Below are 19,460 nucleotides of genomic sequence, written 5' to 3' on the forward strand. Positions count from 1 at the left end.
TAGCCAGGCAATTTTTTTGCCTATATTAATTGGAGAGTAAGATGAGTGATCCTATCGTAATCGTTGGTGCAGCCCGTACCCCCATGGGTGCCTTCCAGGGCGATTTTTCTTCCCTGACAGCCAGCCAGCTCGGTGCAGTTGCCATCAAGGCTGCCGTTGAGCGCGCCGGTGTCAAGCCAGAGCTGGTAGAAGAAGTCTTGTTCGGTAACTGCCTGATGGCAGGCCAGGGCCAGGCACCAGCACGCCAGGCTTTGCTGGCTGCTGGTTTGCCAGTGTCCACCGGCGCTGTGACCTTGTCCAAGATGTGCGGCTCCGCCATGAAGGCCACCATGATGGCTTTTGACTCCATCAATGCTGGCAGCAATGAAGTCATCGTTTCCGGTGGTATGGAATCCATGACCAATGCTCCTTATCTGATCCCCAAGGCACGTGGCGGTTACCGCATCGGCCACGGCATGATGTATGACCACATGATGCTCGATGGTCTCGAAGATGCCTACGACAAGGGCCGCTCCATGGGTACTTTTGCTGAAGACTGTTCAGCAAAATACAATTTCAGCCGCGAAGAGCAGGATGCATTTGCGATTGCCTCCGTCAAGCGCGCGCAGGCGGCAACTGCCGATGGTTCCTTCGCATGGGAAATCGCGCCTGTGACCGTATCTGGCCGCGGCGGTGATGTTGTCATCGACAAGGATGAAGGCCCGCTGAAAGCCAAGCTCGACAAAATCCCTGCCTTGAAACCAGCCTTCAAAAAAGACGGCACGATTACTGCCGCTTCTTCTTCGTCCATTAATGACGGCGCTGCAGCACTGGTCCTGATGCGTGAATCCAAGGCCAAAGAACTGGGCCTGACACCAATCGCAAAAATCCTTGGCCACGCCAGCAATGCGCAGGAACCAGGCTGGTTCACGACAGCACCGGTGGGTGCCATCCAGAAACTGTACAAAAAACTGGGCTGGACGACGGACGATGTTGACCTGTTTGAAATCAACGAAGCCTTTGCTACCGTGCCTATGGCAGCGATGAAAGAACTGGGCATCCCACATGACAAAGTCAACGTGCATGGCGGTGCCTGTGCGCTGGGTCATCCTATCGGCGCATCCGGTGCGCGTATCATCATCACGCTAATGGGTGCCTTGAAGAAGCAGGGTAAGAAACGTGGTGTAGCTGCCTTGTGTATTGGCGGTGGAGAAGGAACAGCGTTGGCGATTGAACTACTGTAATTTTTAAATACGTCATTCCCGCGCAGGCGGGAATCCAGTGGCGTTTAGAGTCGCTGGATCCCTGCCTGCGCAGGGATGACGGTAATTTTTCCCTTCTGTATTAGCAAATATTTGTAACAGGAAAACCATGCCAGTCGCTTTAATCATCGGTGCATCACGCGGTATAGGCCACGAACTGGCCATGCAATACAAGGCTGCAGGCTGGCGTGTTATTGCCACTGCACGCAAGGAAGAAGATCTTGCAGCTTTGCAGGCAGCAGGCTGCGAAGCGCTGCCCCTGGATGTCACCAATCTGAATGACTGTGCTGGTCTGGGCTGGCGTCTTGATGATGAAAAGATTGATGTGGCTATCCTCAATGCTGGCGTGTTCGGCCCCAGAACCGAGGGCCTGACAGCACCGGACCAGCAACAGTTTGATAACGTCATGCATACCAACTTGTTGTCGGCGATGAGGATATTACCCATTGTGCTGCCGCTGGTAGAAAACGCCAGCGGCAAGCTGGCTGTGATTTCATCCAGCATGGCATCGATAGGTGAGCGCAGCAATCCGGCGGGCTGGTTATACCGCGCCAGCAAGACGGCATTGAATTCAGTATTGAAAGACGTATCGCTGAGTACCAGCAAGGCCATCTGTGTTGCGATGGACCCGGGCTGGGTAAAAACCGACATGGGTGGTGATGCAGCAGAAATCACCGTCGATGTCAGCGTGGCTGGCATACGCCAGACCCTGGCTGCCTTGAAACCAGCTGACAATGGCAAATATTTGCAATACACGGGCGCGGAACACAGCTGGTAAATCTTCACAAGTACAGCACTCACAAATAGAAAACAGAACCATCATGCTACTCACACCAGAACACGAAATGATACGCGACGCCGTGCGCGCCTTTGCCCAGGACCGTCTGGTGCCAAACGCCGCCCGCTGGGACAAGGAACATCATTTCCCCGCAGAAGAATTGAAAGAGCTGGCGCAAATGGGTGCCTATGGCGTAGCCGTGCCAGAAGAATTTGGTGGCGCTGGCATGGATTATTTATCGCTGGCTCTGGTGCTGGAAGAAATCGCTGCCGGCGATGGTGGCACATCCACCGTGGTATCTGTCAACAATTGCCCAGTCTGCAGTATCGCCATGATGTATGCCAACGACGCGCAAAAAAAACAATGGCTGACACCACTGGCACAGGGTGAAATGCTAGGTGCTTTTTGCCTGACTGAACCGCATGCAGGCAGCGATGCTTCGGAATTGCGCACTACCGCAAAACGTGATGGCGATCATTACGTCATTAACGGCGTCAAACAATTCATCACCAGCGGCAAATATGCTGATGTCGCCATTGTCATGGCAGTTACTGATAAAGAAGCAGGCAAGAAGGGCATCAGCGCCTTCTGGGTGCCCACCAGCACGCCTGGCTATATCGTCGCCAGCCTGGAACAAAAGATGGGCCAGCATTCGTCTGACACTGCGCAAATCCTGTTCGAGAATTGCCGCATCCCGGCAGAGAACCTGATAGGCGAAGAAGGCATGGGCTACAAGATCGCCCTGTCTGGCCTCGAAGGTGGCCGCATAGGCATAGCCTCGCAATCAGTAGGCATGGCGCGCGCTGCGTTTGAAGCAGCACTGGCCTATGCCAAAGACAGGACCAGTTTTGGCAAGCCCATTTTCGAGCACCAGTCAGTGCAATTCAAACTGGCTGACATGGCGACCCAGATAGAAGCCGCCCGCCAATTGATCTGGCATGCCGCCAGCATGAAAGATGCAGGCAAGCCCTGCTTGAAAGAAGCAGCAATGGCAAAATTGTTTGCCTCAGAAATGGCAGAAAAAGTCTGTTCGGATGCAATACAAATCCACGGCGGCTACGGTTATGTCAGCGACTTCCCGGTAGAACGCATTTACCGCGATGTACGGGTTTGCCAGATATATGAAGGTACTTCCGATATACAGAAGATTTTGATTGGGCGTGCGCTGGCCGGATAAATAGAACGAGTCAGAAACATTTCCAAATGTTGTTCTTGTAAGCACTTCTGCCTCGTAGCATAGCCTGTTTTTCTCCTTCCCCTTCAAGGGGATGGAGGCGGGAATTCGCAAAACATGCTTTGCGCCGATGTAATCTAAGCTGCTTGAAAGCAGCGCAGTGGATAGGTCGGGATGGGGATGGGTTTCTGACGCAATTTCGTTTTCCGTCGATTGATCGAACCCCATCCCCACCCTAACCCTCCCCATTTTCCTGGAGAGGGGGAGGGGATGTTCAAGAGATGTTGAAATAACGGAGACAGCATGAAAAAAGGTTACAAGCAATTAGTTGATGAAGCCAATGCCGAAATCAAAACCTATAGCGTGGCAGAAGCCCAGGCCAAACTCGCAGATGCCAATGTGCAGTTCATTGATGTCCGTGATATTCGCGAACTCGAGCGTGAAGGTATCGTCCCAGGTGCCTATCATGCCCCGCGCGGCATGATAGAGTTTTGGGTTGATCCTGATTCGCCTTATTTCAAACCTGTCTTCGGCGAGAAAAAAGAATTTATTTTATTTTGTGCCGCTGGCTGGCGCAGTGCACTGACTACCAAGACCGTGCAAGACATGGGACTGGAAAATGTCGCACACATCGATGGTGGCTTTACTGCCTGGAAAGCCGCCGGAGCGCCAGTCGCCATCAAGGAAAGCAAGAAGTAATAATGAGTAGCAAAGCATGCCCCTGTGGCTTGAATAAAAATATTGAACAGTGCTGCGGTCCTTACATCAGTGGCGCAGCGGTAGCACCAACGGCAGAAGCGCTGATGCGTTCGCGTTACACCGCCTATACGCTGAACGATGAGGCCTATCTGCGTGCGACCTGGGATGAACGGACTTGTCCCAAAGAGCGCATCACGCATGATGACCCAACCAAATGGCTGGGGCTGGAAGTCAAGAAATTCAAAGCGGATGGTGATGCGGCGACGGTGGAATTTGTTGCCAGGTACAAGATAGGTGGCAAGGCACACAGGCTGCATGAACTCAGCCGTTTTGTGCGATATGAAGGCAAGTGGTTTTACGTGGATGGCAGTTTTCCAGAAAAGTGAAAAAGATAATGACAACTTTAGATTCCAAACTCAATCCCCGCTCTGAAGAATTCAAAGCCAATGCAGCGGCCATGCAAGCCGTGGTGGATGACCTCAAAGAAAAGATCGCCAAGATTGCACTTGGCGGTGGCGATGAAGCACGCAAGAAACATCTGGCACGTGGCAAACTCTTGCCGCGTGACCGCGTACAAATGCTGCTCGATGCAGGCACGCCTTTCCTGGAGTTTTCGCAACTCGCTGCCTACGACATGTACAAAGAAAAGAGCGGTGCCGATGCCGCTCCATCTGCCGGTGTCATCACTGGCATAGGCCGCGTGGCCGGGCAGGAATGCATCATTGTCTGTAATGACGCGACAGTTAAAGGCGGCACGTATTATCCGCTGACCGTCAAGAAGCATTTGCGCGCGCAAGAGATTGCCGAGCAAAACAATCTGCCCTGCATCTATCTTGTTGATAGCGGTGGCGCAAACCTGCCTAATCAGGATGATGTCTTCCCTGACCGTGATCACTTTGGCCGCATCTTCTACAACCAGGCCAATATGTCGGCCAAGGGCATACCGCAAATTGCAGTAGTCATGGGTTCCTGTACTGCTGGTGGTGCCTATGTGCCAGCAATGAGCGATGAGTCCATCATCGTCAAGAACCAGGGCACGATTTTCCTTGGCGGCCCACCGCTGGTGAAAGCCGCTACCGGTGAAGTCGTCAGTGCCGAAGACCTCGGTGGTGGCGATGTGCATACCCGTTTGTCTGGCGTGGTAGATCACCTGGCACAAAATGATACGCATGCCCTGTCACTGGCGCGCACTATCGTCTCACACCTGAACCGCCAGAAACCACAAACCGTGGTCATGAAAGAAGTTGAAGAACCAAAGTTCCCGGCATCTGAATTGTATGGCGTGATACCGGTTGATACCCGCAAGCCTTTTGATGTGCGTGAAGTCATTGCCCGCATCGTCGATGGCAGCCATTTCGATGAATTCAAGGCACGCTACGGTACTACCCTGGTCTGTGGTTTTGCGCATATCCACGGCATGCCAGTCGGCATCATCGCCAACAACGGTATCCTGTTTTCTGAATCAGCATTGAAAGGCGCGCACTTTATAGAACTGTGCTGCCAGCGCAAGATACCTCTGGTGTTCCTGCAAAACATTACCGGCTTCATGGTAGGCCGTAAATATGAAAACGAAGGCATCGCCCGTAATGGTGCCAAGATGGTGACCGCAGTAGCGACAGCCAATGTACCCAAGTTCACCGTCATCATAGGCGGCAGTTTTGGTGCTGGCAACTATGGCATGTGTGGCCGCGCTTACTCACCACGCTTCATGTGGATGTGGCCAAATGCCCGCATCAGCGTCATGGGTGGCGAGCAGGCCGCGAGTGTGCTGGCAACTGTCAAGCGCGATGGCATAGAAGGCAAGGGCGGTAGCTGGTCGGCTGAAGAAGAAGCAGCTTTCAAACAACCTATCAAGGATCAGTACGAACACCAGGGTCATCCTTACTATGCCTCAGCGCGCCTGTGGGATGACGGTGTGATTGATCCGGCAGATACCCGCATGGTACTCGGCCTGGGCTTGTCGGCAGCCTTGAATGCACCGATACCGGATGTGAAGTTTGGTGTGTTCCGCATGTAGGCTTTCTGCATTAAAAATATAAATATGAAATACAAATTAGCAAAATTCCTGATAATTACTGCAAGTGCTGCCATGAGCAGTGCCTGCGTCACCACACCTTATGTGGCACCACAAAGCGGCCCTGTTGCAGACCTGGCGATCAGGATAATCCCAGCCAAAGGAACTGGTTTTACGCTATCTGTTTATGACGATGCTGAGAATTGTTCTGGTGCCCGGACCTTGATGGATGATGCGGGAAAAATAAGTATTTCTTCGACCAAACTGGTTGCAAATAAGTTGACGACTTTTTCTTATTATGAGGTACAAGGTAATTTGTCATGTACTGTCAATTTCAGCTTTTTGCCAGAGGCTGATCACATCTATGTCCTCGATACCGTAACTGGCAGGAATCGTTGCAGCTATCGCATAGTGGATGCCACGGATAAACAAAGAATGGTTGGTGTGCCTGTGACTATGCGCACTGTGGGTGGTGCCATGTGTCTACGCATGAAAAAATAGCTCAGACTTAAAAATTGCGGGTTTGATAAAAGCGACTGAACTGGTTGGTTTTACGAAAGAAGAGACTGTATAAAAATGGAAACTTTAAGTATAGAAATTGCAAATCGCCTGGCTACAGTCACGCTGAATCGTCCTGAGGTCCGTAATGCATTTAATGAAACCACCATAGCCGAGATCACCCGGGTTTTCCGCGATTTGGATACGAATGACAGCATTCGTGCTATTGTGCTGGCCGCGAATGGTCCTGCTTTTTGTGCTGGCGCAGACCTGAACTGGATGAAAAAGATGGCCGATTACACCCATGAGGAAAACCTCGCGGATGCCGGTCAACTGGCAGAAATGCTGCATACCATCTATAGCTGTAGCAAGCCGGTAGTTGCCAAAGTGCAAGGTGATTGCTATGCCGGTGGCATGGGTCTGGTGGCAGCCTGCGATATCGTCGTCAGTGTCGATACCGCCAATTTCTGCCTTAGTGAAGTCAAGCTGGGCCTGATACCGGCGACGATTTCACCCTATGTCATCAAGGCAATGGGTGAAAGCGCGGCACGCCGCTATTTCATCACTGCCGAGCGTTTCACGGCGGCAGAAGCACACCGCACGGGCTTTGTCCATGAAGTGGTGACTGCCGAGGCACTGGATGGCAAAGTGGCCGAGATCGTCAAGGCACTTTGCAGCAATAGCCCGAATGCAGTGAAGCAGGCCAAGCGCCTGGTGCAGGATGTGGCCAGCCGTGAAGTGACGCCAGCACTGATAGCCGCGACAGTAGAAGGCATAGCGCAGATACGTGCATCTGAAGAGGGACGTGAAGGCGTGCGTTCTTTCCTGGAAAAACGTAAGCCGAATTGGTTAAGTTGAATCTGGCTTGAAGATCAAGTAGATAGTAAGCAAGAATAGAATGAAAAGGAGCTGGCAAAGATGACAAAGCGTAGACTGGTATTGACAGGCCTGGGCGTATCTTTGCTGGCTGCAGCAGGCGCTGTGGCTTATCGCAAGTCCACCGTAGTCATCACTACAATTGCAGATATGCAGGCAAAACTTGCCAGTCTGAAATTGAATAAACTGGACAGTCTATCCGGCTGGCAGCCCTATAAAGTCTTTGTGCACCTGGCGCAGAGCATAGAGTATTCGATGACGGGTTACCCGGAAATGAAACCGCTTGCCTTTCAGAAAACAGCAGGCAGTGCCGCCTTTTATGCTTTTTCAGTCGCCGGTGCGATGACACATAATCTGACTGAGCCCATACCAGGTGCGCCAGCAATTACTGAGAGTGGCGACGTGAATGCCGGTATCGATATGCTGATCGCGGCATTACAGAAATTTGAAAACCATGCGGGTGAGATCAAGCCGCATTTTGCTTATGGCAGTTTGAGCAAGGCAGAGTTTGCCCAGGCCCATGTCATGCATATAGAGAATCATTTGAAGCTCATTCAGACTACACAGTCCGTGGCTTGAATCTGGAACTGGAATGAACTTTGACCGCTAATTTGTCTGGAATGAATTTGAATCAAGAAAATGACTGGGTAGCACGCAGCCTGCAACATGTATGGCATCCGTGTACCCAGATGCAGCATCATGAAACCGTGCCGCTGATCCCCGTCAGCCATGGCCGTGGTGCATGGCTGTTTGACATGGAAGGCAAGCGTTATCTTGACGCCATCAGTTCCTGGTGGGTCAATCTGTTTGGACATGCCAATCCACGCATTAACGCAGAATTGAAAGACCAGCTCGATAAGCTGGAACATGCGATGCTGGCTGGTTTTACCCATGCGCCTGTGGTTGAATTATCAGAAAAACTGGCGGCCCTGACTAATCATGCCCTCGGCCATTGCTTCTATGCGTCGGATGGCGCATCTGCAGTCGAGATCGCCCTGAAGATGAGCTTCCATGCCTGGCGCAATGGTGGCCAGACTGAAAAACAAGAGTTTATTTGCATACAGGGCAGCTACCATGGTGAAACCGTGGGGGCTCTGGCGGTAACTGATGTCAGCTTGTTCCGCGAAGCCTATGGCCCCATGTTGCAGCGCGCCCATGTCCTTGCTTCACCGGATGCGCGTCTGGCTGAGGCTGGAGAAACTGCTGCCGATGTGGCCCTGCGCGCCGCTGCCGCACTGGAAGCCAAATTGCAGGAACGTGCAGGCAAGATTGCTGCCGTCATCATAGAACCACTGGTGCAATGTGCGACCGGCATGGCCATGCATGATCCAGTCTATCTGAAGCGTTTGCGTGAATTGTGCGACCAGTATCAGGTGCATCTGATTGCTGATGAAATTGCCGTAGGCTGTGGCCGCACTGGTACTTTCTTTGCCTGTGAATCTGCAAGCATCTGGCCAGATTTTTTATGCCTGTCGAAAGGTATCAGCGGTGGTTATTTACCACTGTCGCTGGTGATGACGACGGATACTGTCTATCAGGCATTTTATGATGCAGATGTAAGGCGCGGCTTCCTGCATTCGCATTCCTACACCGGTAACCCGCTGGCATGCCGTGCGGCGCTGGCGACACTGGCGATATTTGAAGATGACAAGGTTTTGCAAAAGAACCGCGTCAAGGCAGAATTCTTGAACACTGCTTTTGCCGATTTGAAAAATGATGTGCGCGTGCGCCACTTCCGCCAGCAAGGCATGATACTCGCCTTTGATGCGGTGGTCGATGATGCAGAACGCGCAGCAACATTTTCACGCCGCTTTTTTGCAGCGGCCCTGAAGCAGGAATTATTAATGCGGCCCATAGGCCGCACAGTCTATATGATGCCGCCCTACATCCTTGAGCAGGATGAAATGAGCTTGCTGGCACATAAAACCAGACTGGTATTTGAAGAGGTAATGGCATGACAGATGGCAGCAAGAATAATCCAGGCATACGCATAGCGACTCAGCGCAAATCCTTGATACAGGGTTTGCAGCAAGAGCTGGCCGTGCTGGATCAAAAACATTTATTGCGTCAAAGGCGCACGGTAGAAACACCATCAGCACCAAACATGAAAGTCGATGGCCGTGACTTGCTGGCGTTTTGCAGCAATGATTACCTCGGTCTGGCAGCACATCCAAAACTGGCAGAAGCCATGCAGGAAGGTGCAGCGCTGTACGGCGTAGGCAGTGGTGCCTCGCACCTCATCAGTGGTCATAGCCGTGCCCATGCGGTGCTGGAAGAACGCCTGGCCGAGTTTGTCTCACCGCACATCGATAATGCCCGCGCCCTGTATTTTTGCACGGGCTATATGGCCAATCTGGCGGTCATCACCGCACTGGCCATCAATAAAGACACCACAGTATTTTCTGAAGCCCTGAACCATGCATCCCTGATTGATGGTGCGCGCCTCTCGCGTGCCACCGTGCAGGTATTCCCGCACCGCGATTACACGGCACTGGAACGCATGCTGCAACAATGCAAGACCAAGCACAGGGTAGTCGTTACTGATAGCGTCTTCAGCATGGATGGCAATATCGCAGAACTGGGAGCCCTGCTGGCAATTTGCGAACGTTATGATGCCTGGCTCATCGTCGATGATGCGCATGGTTTTGGTGTGCTGGGCCAGCATGGCCGTGGCGTGCTGGAGCACCTGAATATCAAGTCACCGAATCTGGTTTACATGGGTACGCTGGGCAAGGCCGCTGGCGTCGGCGGCGCTTTTGTTGCGGCTGACGCGACCGTGATTGAGTGGCTGGTGCAGCGCGCCCGTTCCTATATTTATACGACCGCTGCCGCACCGGCACTGGCGCATGCACTGCTGACCAGCATAGACATTATTGCAGGCGAAGAAGGCCAGCAAAGACGTGCGCATCTGCAAAAGCTGATAGGCCTGTTCCGCGATGGCCTGCATCTGCAAGTCTGGCAGGGCATGCCATCTGACACAGCGATACAACCCGTCCTCATCGGTGACAATGCCGCTATGCTGAGGGTAGCTGGCAATCTTATGGACCAGGGCTTGTGGGTAGGGGCGATACGCCCGCCTACCGTGCCTGTTGGTACGGCACGCCTGCGTGTGACCCTGTCTGCTGCGCATACAGAAATCCAGGTCCTGCAACTGGTGCAGGCGATTAACCGTCTGGACCAGATGAGTTATGTGGCCCAGTGTTTTGCCGAGGTGGCCTGATGCAAAAGCGGCGGCATGACTTTTTCGTGACTGGTACTGATACAGAGATAGGTAAGACGCTGGTCAGTGCTGCCATGCTGCATGCAATGCAGGTGCAAGGCTTGCGAAGCGTAGGCATGAAGCCGATCGCTGCCGGAGCAGAAATGCGTGATGGCGTCTTGCATAATGAAGATGTGGACATGCTGGTCGCCGCTGCCTGTGTCAAGGCAGAGCTGGCCCTGGTTTGTCCTTACCTGATGCAGACACCGGCAGCGCCGCATATCGTCGCTGAGCTGGAGCATGTAAATATAGAACTGCCGCATATCGTCAACAGCTTTCAACAGCTGCGTGCACAGGCAGATGCAGTGGTAGTGGAAGGCGTAGGCGGATTTTGCGTACCCCTGAATGCGCAGGTGACTACCGCAGACATGGCGCAAGCGCTGGATTTGCCCGTGATACTGGTGGTTGGCATGCGCCTCGGATGCATCAATCATGCATTGCTGACGGTTGAAGCCATCGCCGCCCGCGGCCTGAAGCTGGCAGGCTGGGTTGCCAATACCGTTGATGCCAACATGCTGTACCCGCAAGAAAATATTGCCGCCCTGCGTGAGCGCGTAGCAGCACCCATGCTGGGGCATATTCCCCGTTTGAATGTTCCAGATCATGAGAAGGCAAAAACTGCTGCCTCGTATCTGGATTTGAGTCAATTGAAGTAAAAGGAAACAAAGATGCAAGCTACTGATACGACTTTGCAAACCATGCAATTCCAGCCACCGGTCAAGAAGATAGAAGCCGAGACCTGGCCCGTGGATGAAGTACTGGCCCTGTTTGATTTGCCCTTCAATGACTTGATGTTCAGGGCGCAAACTGCACACCGCGCCAACTTCCCTGATGGTGATGTGGAGCTGGCGACCCTCTTGTCCATCAAGACTGGTGGCTGCGAAGAAGATTGCGGCTACTGCCCGCAAGCGGCACGTTATGACACGGGTGTAGAAGCCAAGAAATTGCTGGATGTACGCGAAGTGCTGGATGCCGCCAAAGCCGCCCGCGAAAACGGCGCAACCCGTTTTTGCATGGGTGCAGCATGGCGTTCACCTAAAGACCGTGACATGGAAAAAGTAGAAACCATGGTGCGCGAAGTCAAGGCCATGGGTCTGGAAACTTGCGCGACTCTGGGCATGCTCAAGGAAGAACAGGCACAGCGCCTGAAAGATGCAGGTCTCGATTACTACAATCACAATCTCGATACCGCTCCTGAGTTTTACAGCAATGTGATTTCCACCCGCGATTACCAGGACAGGCTGGACACTCTTGGTCATGTACGTAGTGCGGGTCTCAAAGTCTGTTGTGGTGGCATCGTAGGCATGGGTGAATCACGTCGCCAGCGCGCTGGCCTGATCGCGCAACTGGCGAACCTGAATCCCTATCCAGAATCCGTGCCTGTCAATCATCTGGTGCAGGTAGAAGGCACACCTTTGCATGGCCTGGACCCGCTTGATCCGCTGGAATTTGTACGTACTATCGCTGTCGCCCGTATCACCATGCCCAAGGCGCGTGTGCGCTTGTCTGCTGGCCGTCGCCAGATGGGTGAGGCCGTGCAGGCCATGTGCTTTTTGGCTGGCGCAAATTCGATTTTCTACGGTGACAAATTGCTGACTACGGCTAATCCAGAAGCGCAGGATGATCGCGTGCTGCTCGACAAGCTGGGATTGAAGACGCGTGGCAAGGTCGAAGCGAAAGCTGGAAATTGTGGTTGATTAAGAACTTGAAAAAGACCCTACTTCTTCAGCACAGAGGCCACAGAGAAAAGATGGAGACACAGAGAAATGCATGTTTTTATTTAGCATTTTTTTGGTGATTGATTGAAAAAAATTATCGCAACTGATACATCCACCCAAAAGGTTAGAGACATGTTTACCAAAATCCTTATCGCCAACCGTGGCGAAATTGCTTGCCGTGTTGCTGCTACCGCACGCCGCATGGGCATCAAGACTGTCGCTGTGTATTCCGAAGCCGATGCCAATGCCAAGCATGTCGCGGTTTGTGATGAGGCAGTCTTGATAGGCCCGGCTGCCGCCAAAGAGAGTTATCTGCGTGCCGACAAGATCATAGAAGTCGCATTGGCGACTGGCGCGCAGGCAATACATCCTGGCTATGGCTTCCTGTCAGAAAACAGTGAATTTGCTGAAGCCTGCGCCAAAAATGGCATCGCCTTCATAGGCCCGCCAGCCTCGGCGATAGAAGCCATGGGCAGCAAATCTGCGGCGAAATCCCTGATGGAAAAGGCCAATGTGCCACTGGTGCCTGGCTACCATGGTGATAATCAGGATGCCGATTTCCTGCATACTGAGGCTGACCGTATCGGTTACCCCGTCTTGCTGAAAGCCAGTGCTGGTGGTGGTGGCAAGGGCATGCGCGTTATCGAAAAATCTGCTGACTTCAAGGATGCACTGGCATCCTGCAAACGTGAAGCCATCAATTCTTTTGGTGACGATAAAGTGCTGGCAGAAAAATATCTGCAAAGACCACGCCATATAGAAATACAGGTGTTTGCTGATACCCACGGTAACTGTGTCTATCTGTTTGAACGCGATTGTTCGGTACAGCGCCGCCATCAAAAAGTGTTGGAAGAAGCACCAGCGCCAGGCATGACGGCAGAACGCCGTGCGGCCATGGGTGATGCTGCCGTGGCTGCGGCAAAAGCAGTTGGTTATGTTGGTGCCGGTACGGTGGAATTCATCGCCAACCAGGATGGTTCTTTCTACTTCATGGAAATGAATACCCGTTTGCAGGTTGAACATCCGGTAACAGAAATGATCACTGGTACTGATCTGGTGGAATGGCAATTGCGTGTTGCTGCTGGCGAAAAACTGCCGTTGCAACAAAGCGAATTACAGATACATGGTCATGCGATTGAAGCACGCGTGTATGCAGAAAATCCTGAAAAAGGTTTCCTGCCATCGATAGGTACTTTGCGTCATGCACGCACCCCTGTTGCGGTGAATTTTGAACTCGGTGGCGCGACTGATCCTGCGGCTTTCCGTATCGATAGTGGCGTGCGTGAAGGCGATACGATTTCGCCTTTCTATGACCCCATGATCGCCAAGATGATAGTCTGGGGCAAGGACAGGAAAGAAGCACTGGCCCGCATGGCACAGGCGCTGGCGCAATACCAGATTGTCGGCCTGAGCAGCAATATCGCCTTCCTGTCGCGCCTGGTCACCAGCACGGCTTTTTCTGGCGCTGATCTGGATACCGGCCTGATAGAACGCAATCAGGCAGAACTATTCCCTGCACAGGTAGCCGCGAATTTGACGACGCTGGCACTGGCGGTTGTGTCCTTGCTGAATTCAGAAAAATCAGCAAAGGACAGCAATGACCCATGGCAATCCAGCCACGGCTGGCGTATGAACAGCCTCATGCAACGTAGTCTGCAATTCACAGAAGAAGAGCAGACGCATGATGTGCAAGTGACTTATCTGGCAGATGGCTGGCAAGTGCAGGCAGGCGAATCGAAAGTGCAAGTCAGACTGGCATTGGCGCATGAAAATGATATCGTCATCAAGATTGCGAACCAGACCGTGGCTGCTACCGTCGTGCGCGATGGTGAGCATTTCCACGTCTTCAGTCAAGGTAAACATACAGCCCTGCATTACATCGATGCACTGGCACATGCCGGTGAAGCCGAGGCTGAAACTGGCCGCCTGACTGCGCCCATGCCGGGCAAGATTGTTGCCGTCCTCGTCAACAAGGCGCAGGAAGTGAAGAAGGGCGATGCCCTGCTGATCATGGAAGCGATGAAGATGGAACATACGATCTCTGCTCCGCACGATGGTGTCATTGATGAAGTCTTGTATGCGATTGGTGACCAGGTGACTGAGGGCGCGCAATTGCTGGCTTTCCAGCAGTAAGCTTGCCTGGAGTTTGTACCGTGAAGCCAGCACTGTTGTGCTGGCTTTTTTTACTAAATGTTCAGCAAAAAAACAGATGCACCAGCAAATCACCCCGCTGTGTTACTTGTACAAATCGACAAGCAAGTCCATCATGAATACCTGAACAAGAAAAATCTGCAACTATGATTTTTCATTACCTTGCCCAGACTTTGGAATCACCATGACCGCACTCTCCATCAATATCAACAAAATCGCCTTGCTGCGCAATTCACGTGGCCGTAATTACCCTGATGTGCAAGCCTTTGCTGCGCGCTGCCTGGACCTAGGTGCACATGGCATTACCCTGCATCCGCGTCAGGATCAAAGGCATGCGCGGTATAGTGATGTGGAAACTCTGGGTGCGCTGTGCCAGGCGCGTGGGGTAGAGTTGAATGTCGAGGGTTATCCTGCGCCAGACTTCCTGGAAGTCGTGAAGCGCAACAAGCCTGCGCAATGCACGCTGGTACCGGATGCGCCAGATCAACTCACTTCTGACCATGGCTGGGACTTGCGCAAGGATGCAGACTTTTTACGCCCCGTGCTGGCAGAACTCAAGGCGCTGGGCATACGTAGCAGTTTGTTTATTGACTACGACAACCAGGATATGCACTTGGCCAAAGAACTCGGTGCCGACCGGGTTGAGTTATATACCGAACCCTATGCTGAGCATTTTGGCACGGCAAAGGGCGATGAGATTTTTCAGGGCTTTGTGGCTGCCGCCAAACGTGCCCAGGATGCCGGTCTGGGGGTGAATGCAGGGCATGATCTGAACCTGGACAACCTTGCCAAATTCCTGACCATACCCGGCATACTGGAAGTCTCCATAGGCCATGCGGTCATCGTTGAGTGCCTGGAACAGGGCATTGCTGAAGTGCTCACAAAATACGCAAAAATTTGCCAGCCAGGCTAAATTTTGCATCTTTTGCATGAAAAAATAAAAAGCAAAAAAATGTTAACTTTTCCCTTGTGGCTTACAAATTCTTGAACTACATTGGGGTAACGGTGCTTTGCAAGAGGCACTGTGGTTGATGTACCGCCCTATGGAGGAGAACTCTCATAGGGATGTGCATCAGCGTTGTTTAAAGGCAAACCACCCGAAAGGCTGGGACGCAAAACTACAGGGCCCTCGCTGATCATGGCAGGGTAGCCAGATACCGTAATCCGCATAGGCGGTTTTTCGTTAAGAGGTAGGTCGCTCATGAACAGCATCTCTACGGCGCTCCCCTGCGCTTCAAAAAAAATTCTGATTAGTGTATTTGGTTTGTCTGAGTATGAATTGCGTCTGGTGCGCAGCGTGCTCAGCTTGACCATGGCCAGCGGTCGCAAGCATTCCTATGCGCTGTTTGATGCCAGTCAGGCTGCTGATCCGGATATCGTCATACTTGACCCCGATAACGGTCAGGCCAGAGCTGCTTTGCAAGAGCTGATAGCAACACGCAATATTCCAGAACCTGCGACCGTTTTTATTTCGAATGCGGGTCAGGCCAAGCCAGGCAAATACCATTTATTGCATCCCCTGGTCCCGACCAAGATGCTGGCTTTGCTGGATCAGGTAGCAGATGAACTGGAAAAAGTTTTGCCAGCGGCATTTCCCGCCAGTGCCGCCGTGGTTCAAAAGGCAGATATGGATAAAGCAGCTATTGTGCAGCCACTGGTGCAAAAAAATCTTCAGGCAGCGGCCATGCAGACCGCTTACCGTGCATTGATTATTGATGACAGCCCTACCGCAAGAATCAAGATAGATCTTGAATTGCGCTCCATGAAGATTGCTTCCGACTGTGCAGAAACAGGTGAACAAGCCTTGCAAATGCTGGAGAAAAAAAACTACGACATCATCTTCCTAGACATCGTCATGCCCGGTGCCGATGGCTATGAGATTTGCAAGATCATACGACGCCATCCACAAACCAAGCGCACGCCTGTCGTCATGCTGACCAGCAAGTCTTCCCCTTTTGACCGCATACGTGGCTCGCTCTCGGGTTGCAGCAGTTATCTGACCAAACCGGTCGAGCACCTGAAGTTCCGCGCTGTAGTGGAAAAGACCCTGACGGCAGGAGACGCCATCTTCACCATGGACAAGAACCAGGACCTGGCCATGGGTATCTGAATTTTTGCAACAAGCTACCTTTGCCCTGGGGATCAGGGTGTTTTATCTACACATCTCGGGAGTACATCATGGGCATGAAAAAAGCACTCGTTGTTGACGATTCCACGACTGAACTGGCCAACATCAAAAGCATATTGACCGATGCCGGTTATGTGGTGATCACCGCATCCAGTGGCAAGGATACTTTGGAGAAAGCCAAGGCCGAAAAACCCTCGATTATTTTCCTCGATATCGTCATGCCAGAGATGGATGGCTATGAAGCCTGCCGCAGCTTGACACAAGACCCTGCCACCAAAGATATTCCTATCATTTTTGTCAGCAGCAAATCGCAAAAAGCCGACAAAATCTGGGGCCAGCTGCAGGGTGCCAAAGGCTATGTCGCCAAACCCTATACTGCTGACCAGATCATTGATCAGCTCAAGATCGCTGCCTGATTTTTATCCATCCTGAACCAGGGAGCTGTCATGAGTCAGTTCACTTCCAGCAATGCCGGGCAGTCCAAGGAATGGCTGCCCCCCAGCGTTGCTCTGGAGCGCTTCACCCCACCTGGTGATTTGCTGTGGAGCGATGTGGCACCGCTAGTTGAAAGAAAGCGTTATGGCTATCGTGCCGGTTCCCTGAATTTGCTGATCAAGGCAGAAGTGGGCAGTGAAGTGATACGGCCTCAGACCGTTGCACCATTGCCTGGTGCAGCGGCCCATTTGCTAGGCCTGATCAACCTGCGCGGTAACCTGGTTCCCATTTTTGACCTGGGTCTGGTGCTCAGTGGCCGCAGGTCTGAAGTCACGGCATCCAAATTATTCCTGATTTTGGACAAGGCAGAAAATGCCGTTGGCATGCTGATAGACAGTTATCCGCAACCGCTGACAGAATTGCGCGCCATCACACAAATGCCGCAATTGCCAGCCTCACTGGAAGCCCATGTGCCAGCCGCCTTCGTCAAGGATGACAAGGTCTGGCTGGACTTTAATCATGAAAGTTTTTTTGAAAAACTCAGCCGTAGTCTGTAAGGCGAAGAGCGCAGAGCTTAAAAATTTTAAACACAGAACTTGTACAAAATACGGTTGACCCTTGTTTGATTAAGCAGTCTTTGATGTTTTTCTTGTGGAGAGCAAAATGAAATTACGTACTCCGAATATTGGTATCCGGCTCAGTCTGGGATTTACAGCGGTGTTGCTGCTGTTGGCGGTAACTGCCTGGCTGGCGATGTCCAACCTGAAGAGCATCAATGATGGTACTCACCGTATTGTGGATGGTAGCTATCCTAAGGTTGTGCTGGCCTACAAGATGCTCGGTAACGTCAATGCCAATGCGCGTTCCATGCGTAATATGCTGCTCCTGAACGATCAATCAGCAGTGGAAAAAGAACAGCAACTGATTTTGTCACGCAGACAGAACCAGGAAGAAAACATCGCAGGTTTTGCAAAACTGCTCGCCAGCGATGAAGAAAAAGGCATCTTCCAGACAGCGACCGAAGCACGTACCAAATATGGTACTTCGCAAAGGGAATTCATGCGTCTGGCGACTGAAGGTAAAAAGACTGAAGCCACAGCCTGGCTGCTGGGTAACCTGCAAGCCGATCAGGAAAAATGGTTTTCTTCCATGGATGCCTTGATCGACTACCAAACCAAGCTGGTGAACAGGGACGGTGCTGCTGCCAATAATACTTACCTGACAGCGAAAAACGTCTTGGCCGCAGTGGCTGCGCTTTCCATCTTGCTGGTGGTTGGCGTTGCTTACTGGATGACGCGCAGTATCACCAAGCCGGTATCGCATCTGATTGGCGTTATGCAAAAACTGACACAGGGTGATGCCACCGTCAGGGCGCGCAGTAATCATCCTGATGAAATTGGTAAGCTGTCTCGCCAGTTTGACAAGATGGTGGATGAACGTGAAGCCAGTCGCAAATCCATTGAAGATGAAAATGAAAAACTCAATGAATCCGTACTGGTCTTGTTGCAGGCGGTGGCGCAACTGGCGAGCAGAGATTTGACAGTGAAAGTGCCGGTATCTGCCGACGTGACGGGTGCGGTATCTGATGCCTTGAACATGCTGACCAGCGAGACTGCCAAAGTGTTGCGTGATGTAAGTAATATTTCTGCCGATGTGACCGAGGCCACGCTGAAAGTGAAAGCCCAGTCCGATAACGTGATGGCAGCAGCAGCAGAAGAAAGGCTGGAAGTGGAACATACAACCTTGTCACTGTCCACCGCCTCTGAAGAAATGCGCAATATTGCTGACCTGGCCCAAACCTGCAACCGCGCTGCTGATAATGCGATACGCTCGACCCAACTGGCGATGGATACAGTAACCAGTACCGTGGGTGGTATTAACAGTACCCGCGACATCATACGTGAAACAGAAAAACGGATTAAACGCCTGGGTGAACGTTCACAAGAAATTTCCGGCGTGGTCGGCCTGATTAATGCGATTGCAGAACGTACTCACATCCTGGCGCTGAATGCGAGTATGCATGCGGCCTCAGCCGGTGAAGCTGGTCGTGGTTTTGCGGTGGTTGCGGATGAGGTGCAAAGGCTGGCAGAAAATGCGCGCCAAGCGACCTTGCAAATTTCTGGCCTGGTCAATAACATCCAGCTGGAAACTTCAGATACGGTCAACACCATGAACTCGGCAATTGCCCAGGTGGTAGAAGGCAGCCGTCTGGCAGAACAAGCCGGTCTGCAAATGCAGGCAACCCAGAATGCAACTTCTGAACTGGTGGAATCGGTGCAGCAAATTGCCATCAAATCCCACGGCCAGGCCAAGGCCAGCCAGGAGTTGCTGGACAGAGCGATACAGATCAAGAAAACCAACCAGGAAACCAGCTTGCAACTTGATGAACAATCTGCACAAACCACCAACCTGGTGGAATATGCAAGGATGCTTTTGTCGACCGTGCGCGTCTTCAAACTGGCAGCCTGATCCCAACAAACCTGCGCAAA

At 52.2% G+C, this 19,460-nt stretch carries 19 protein-coding genes and 1 riboswitch; all 19 genes read left to right on the forward strand.

Annotated features, from left to right (window positions below; genetic code table 11):
- Positions 1-41 precede the first annotated feature (41 nt).
- Positions 42-1,223, forward strand: a complete 1,182-nt coding sequence (locus DFR42_RS23580) for an acetyl-CoA C-acetyltransferase (RefSeq protein ID WP_110257513.1) — start codon at positions 42-44, stop codon at positions 1,221-1,223.
- Positions 1,224-1,350: 127 nt separating this feature from the next.
- A complete protein-coding gene (locus DFR42_RS23585) occupies positions 1,351-2,019 on the forward strand; it encodes an SDR family oxidoreductase (RefSeq protein WP_110257514.1) in 669 nt (222 codons plus the stop codon).
- 43 nt (positions 2,020-2,062) lie between these two features.
- Entirely contained in the window at positions 2,063-3,196 is a 1,134-nt protein-coding gene (locus tag DFR42_RS23590; RefSeq protein WP_110257515.1) for an acyl-CoA dehydrogenase family protein, read from the forward strand.
- Positions 3,197-3,496: 300 nt separating this feature from the next.
- Positions 3,497-3,892 carry a rhodanese-like domain-containing protein gene (locus tag DFR42_RS23595; RefSeq protein ID WP_110257516.1) on the forward strand — a complete coding sequence of 132 codons (396 nt, stop codon included), beginning with the start codon at positions 3,497-3,499 and terminating at the stop codon, positions 3,890-3,892.
- Between the two features lie 2 nt (positions 3,893-3,894).
- Positions 3,895-4,278: a YchJ family protein gene (locus DFR42_RS23600; protein WP_110257517.1), complete on the forward strand. Its 384-nt coding sequence runs from the start codon at positions 3,895-3,897 to the stop codon at positions 4,276-4,278.
- 8 nt (positions 4,279-4,286) lie between these two features.
- A complete protein-coding gene (locus DFR42_RS23605; RefSeq protein ID WP_110257518.1) occupies positions 4,287-5,909 on the forward strand; it encodes a carboxyl transferase domain-containing protein in 1,623 nt (540 codons plus the stop codon).
- 24 nt (positions 5,910-5,933) lie between these two features.
- Positions 5,934-6,407, forward strand: a complete 474-nt coding sequence (locus tag DFR42_RS23610) for a hypothetical protein (protein ID WP_110257519.1) — start codon at positions 5,934-5,936, stop codon at positions 6,405-6,407.
- Between the two features lie 75 nt (positions 6,408-6,482).
- Positions 6,483-7,262: an enoyl-CoA hydratase/isomerase family protein gene (locus DFR42_RS23615; RefSeq protein ID WP_110257520.1), complete on the forward strand. Its 780-nt coding sequence runs from the start codon at positions 6,483-6,485 to the stop codon at positions 7,260-7,262.
- A gap of 60 nt (positions 7,263-7,322) precedes the next feature.
- On the forward strand, positions 7,323-7,859 hold the full coding sequence (locus DFR42_RS23620; protein ID WP_110257521.1) for a DUF1569 domain-containing protein: 537 nt from the start codon (positions 7,323-7,325) through the stop codon (positions 7,857-7,859).
- Positions 7,860-7,900: 41 nt separating this feature from the next.
- The gene (gene bioA / locus DFR42_RS23625) at positions 7,901-9,238 is read left to right on the forward strand and encodes an adenosylmethionine--8-amino-7-oxononanoate transaminase (protein WP_110257522.1); all 1,338 of its coding nucleotides are present in this window, start codon (positions 7,901-7,903) and stop codon (positions 9,236-9,238) included.
- Positions 9,235-10,500 (forward strand): 8-amino-7-oxononanoate synthase, encoded by a 1,266-nt coding sequence (gene bioF, locus DFR42_RS23630; RefSeq protein ID WP_110257523.1) that lies wholly within the window; start codon positions 9,235-9,237, stop codon positions 10,498-10,500. Before bioA ends, bioF begins: the two co-directional genes overlap by 4 nt.
- Positions 10,500-11,195: a dethiobiotin synthase gene (bioD, locus tag DFR42_RS23635; protein ID WP_110257524.1), complete on the forward strand. Its 696-nt coding sequence runs from the start codon at positions 10,500-10,502 to the stop codon at positions 11,193-11,195. The genes bioF and bioD overlap by 1 nt, the downstream gene beginning before the upstream one ends.
- A gap of 12 nt (positions 11,196-11,207) precedes the next feature.
- On the forward strand, positions 11,208-12,236 hold the full coding sequence (gene bioB / locus DFR42_RS23640) for a biotin synthase BioB (RefSeq protein WP_422952011.1): 1,029 nt from the start codon (positions 11,208-11,210) through the stop codon (positions 12,234-12,236).
- 153 nt (positions 12,237-12,389) lie between these two features.
- Positions 12,390-14,390, forward strand: coding sequence for an acetyl/propionyl/methylcrotonyl-CoA carboxylase subunit alpha (locus DFR42_RS23645; protein ID WP_110257525.1), 2,001 nt, complete (start codon positions 12,390-12,392; stop codon positions 14,388-14,390).
- Positions 14,391-14,592: 202 nt separating this feature from the next.
- Positions 14,593-15,321, forward strand: coding sequence for a pyridoxine 5'-phosphate synthase (locus DFR42_RS23650; protein ID WP_110257526.1), 729 nt, complete (start codon positions 14,593-14,595; stop codon positions 15,319-15,321).
- Between the two features lie 164 nt (positions 15,322-15,485).
- A riboswitch (cyclic di-GMP riboswitch) is annotated at positions 15,486-15,570 on the forward strand.
- Between the two features lie 39 nt (positions 15,571-15,609).
- Entirely contained in the window at positions 15,610-16,518 is a 909-nt protein-coding gene (locus DFR42_RS23655) for a response regulator (RefSeq protein WP_110257527.1), read from the forward strand.
- A 68-nt stretch (positions 16,519-16,586) separates the two neighbouring features.
- Positions 16,587-16,952: a response regulator gene (locus DFR42_RS23660; protein ID WP_110257528.1), complete on the forward strand. Its 366-nt coding sequence runs from the start codon at positions 16,587-16,589 to the stop codon at positions 16,950-16,952.
- Between the two features lie 30 nt (positions 16,953-16,982).
- Positions 16,983-17,528, forward strand: a complete 546-nt coding sequence (locus DFR42_RS23665) for a chemotaxis protein CheW (protein ID WP_110257529.1) — start codon at positions 16,983-16,985, stop codon at positions 17,526-17,528.
- 106 nt (positions 17,529-17,634) lie between these two features.
- Positions 17,635-19,440, forward strand: coding sequence for a methyl-accepting chemotaxis protein (locus tag DFR42_RS23670; RefSeq protein WP_110257530.1), 1,806 nt, complete (start codon positions 17,635-17,637; stop codon positions 19,438-19,440).
- The last annotated feature ends 20 nt before the right edge of the window (positions 19,441-19,460 follow it).

This window comes from Undibacterium pigrum (genome assembly GCF_003201815.1).
Lineage (GTDB): Bacteria > Pseudomonadota > Gammaproteobacteria > Burkholderiales > Burkholderiaceae_D > Undibacterium > Undibacterium pigrum.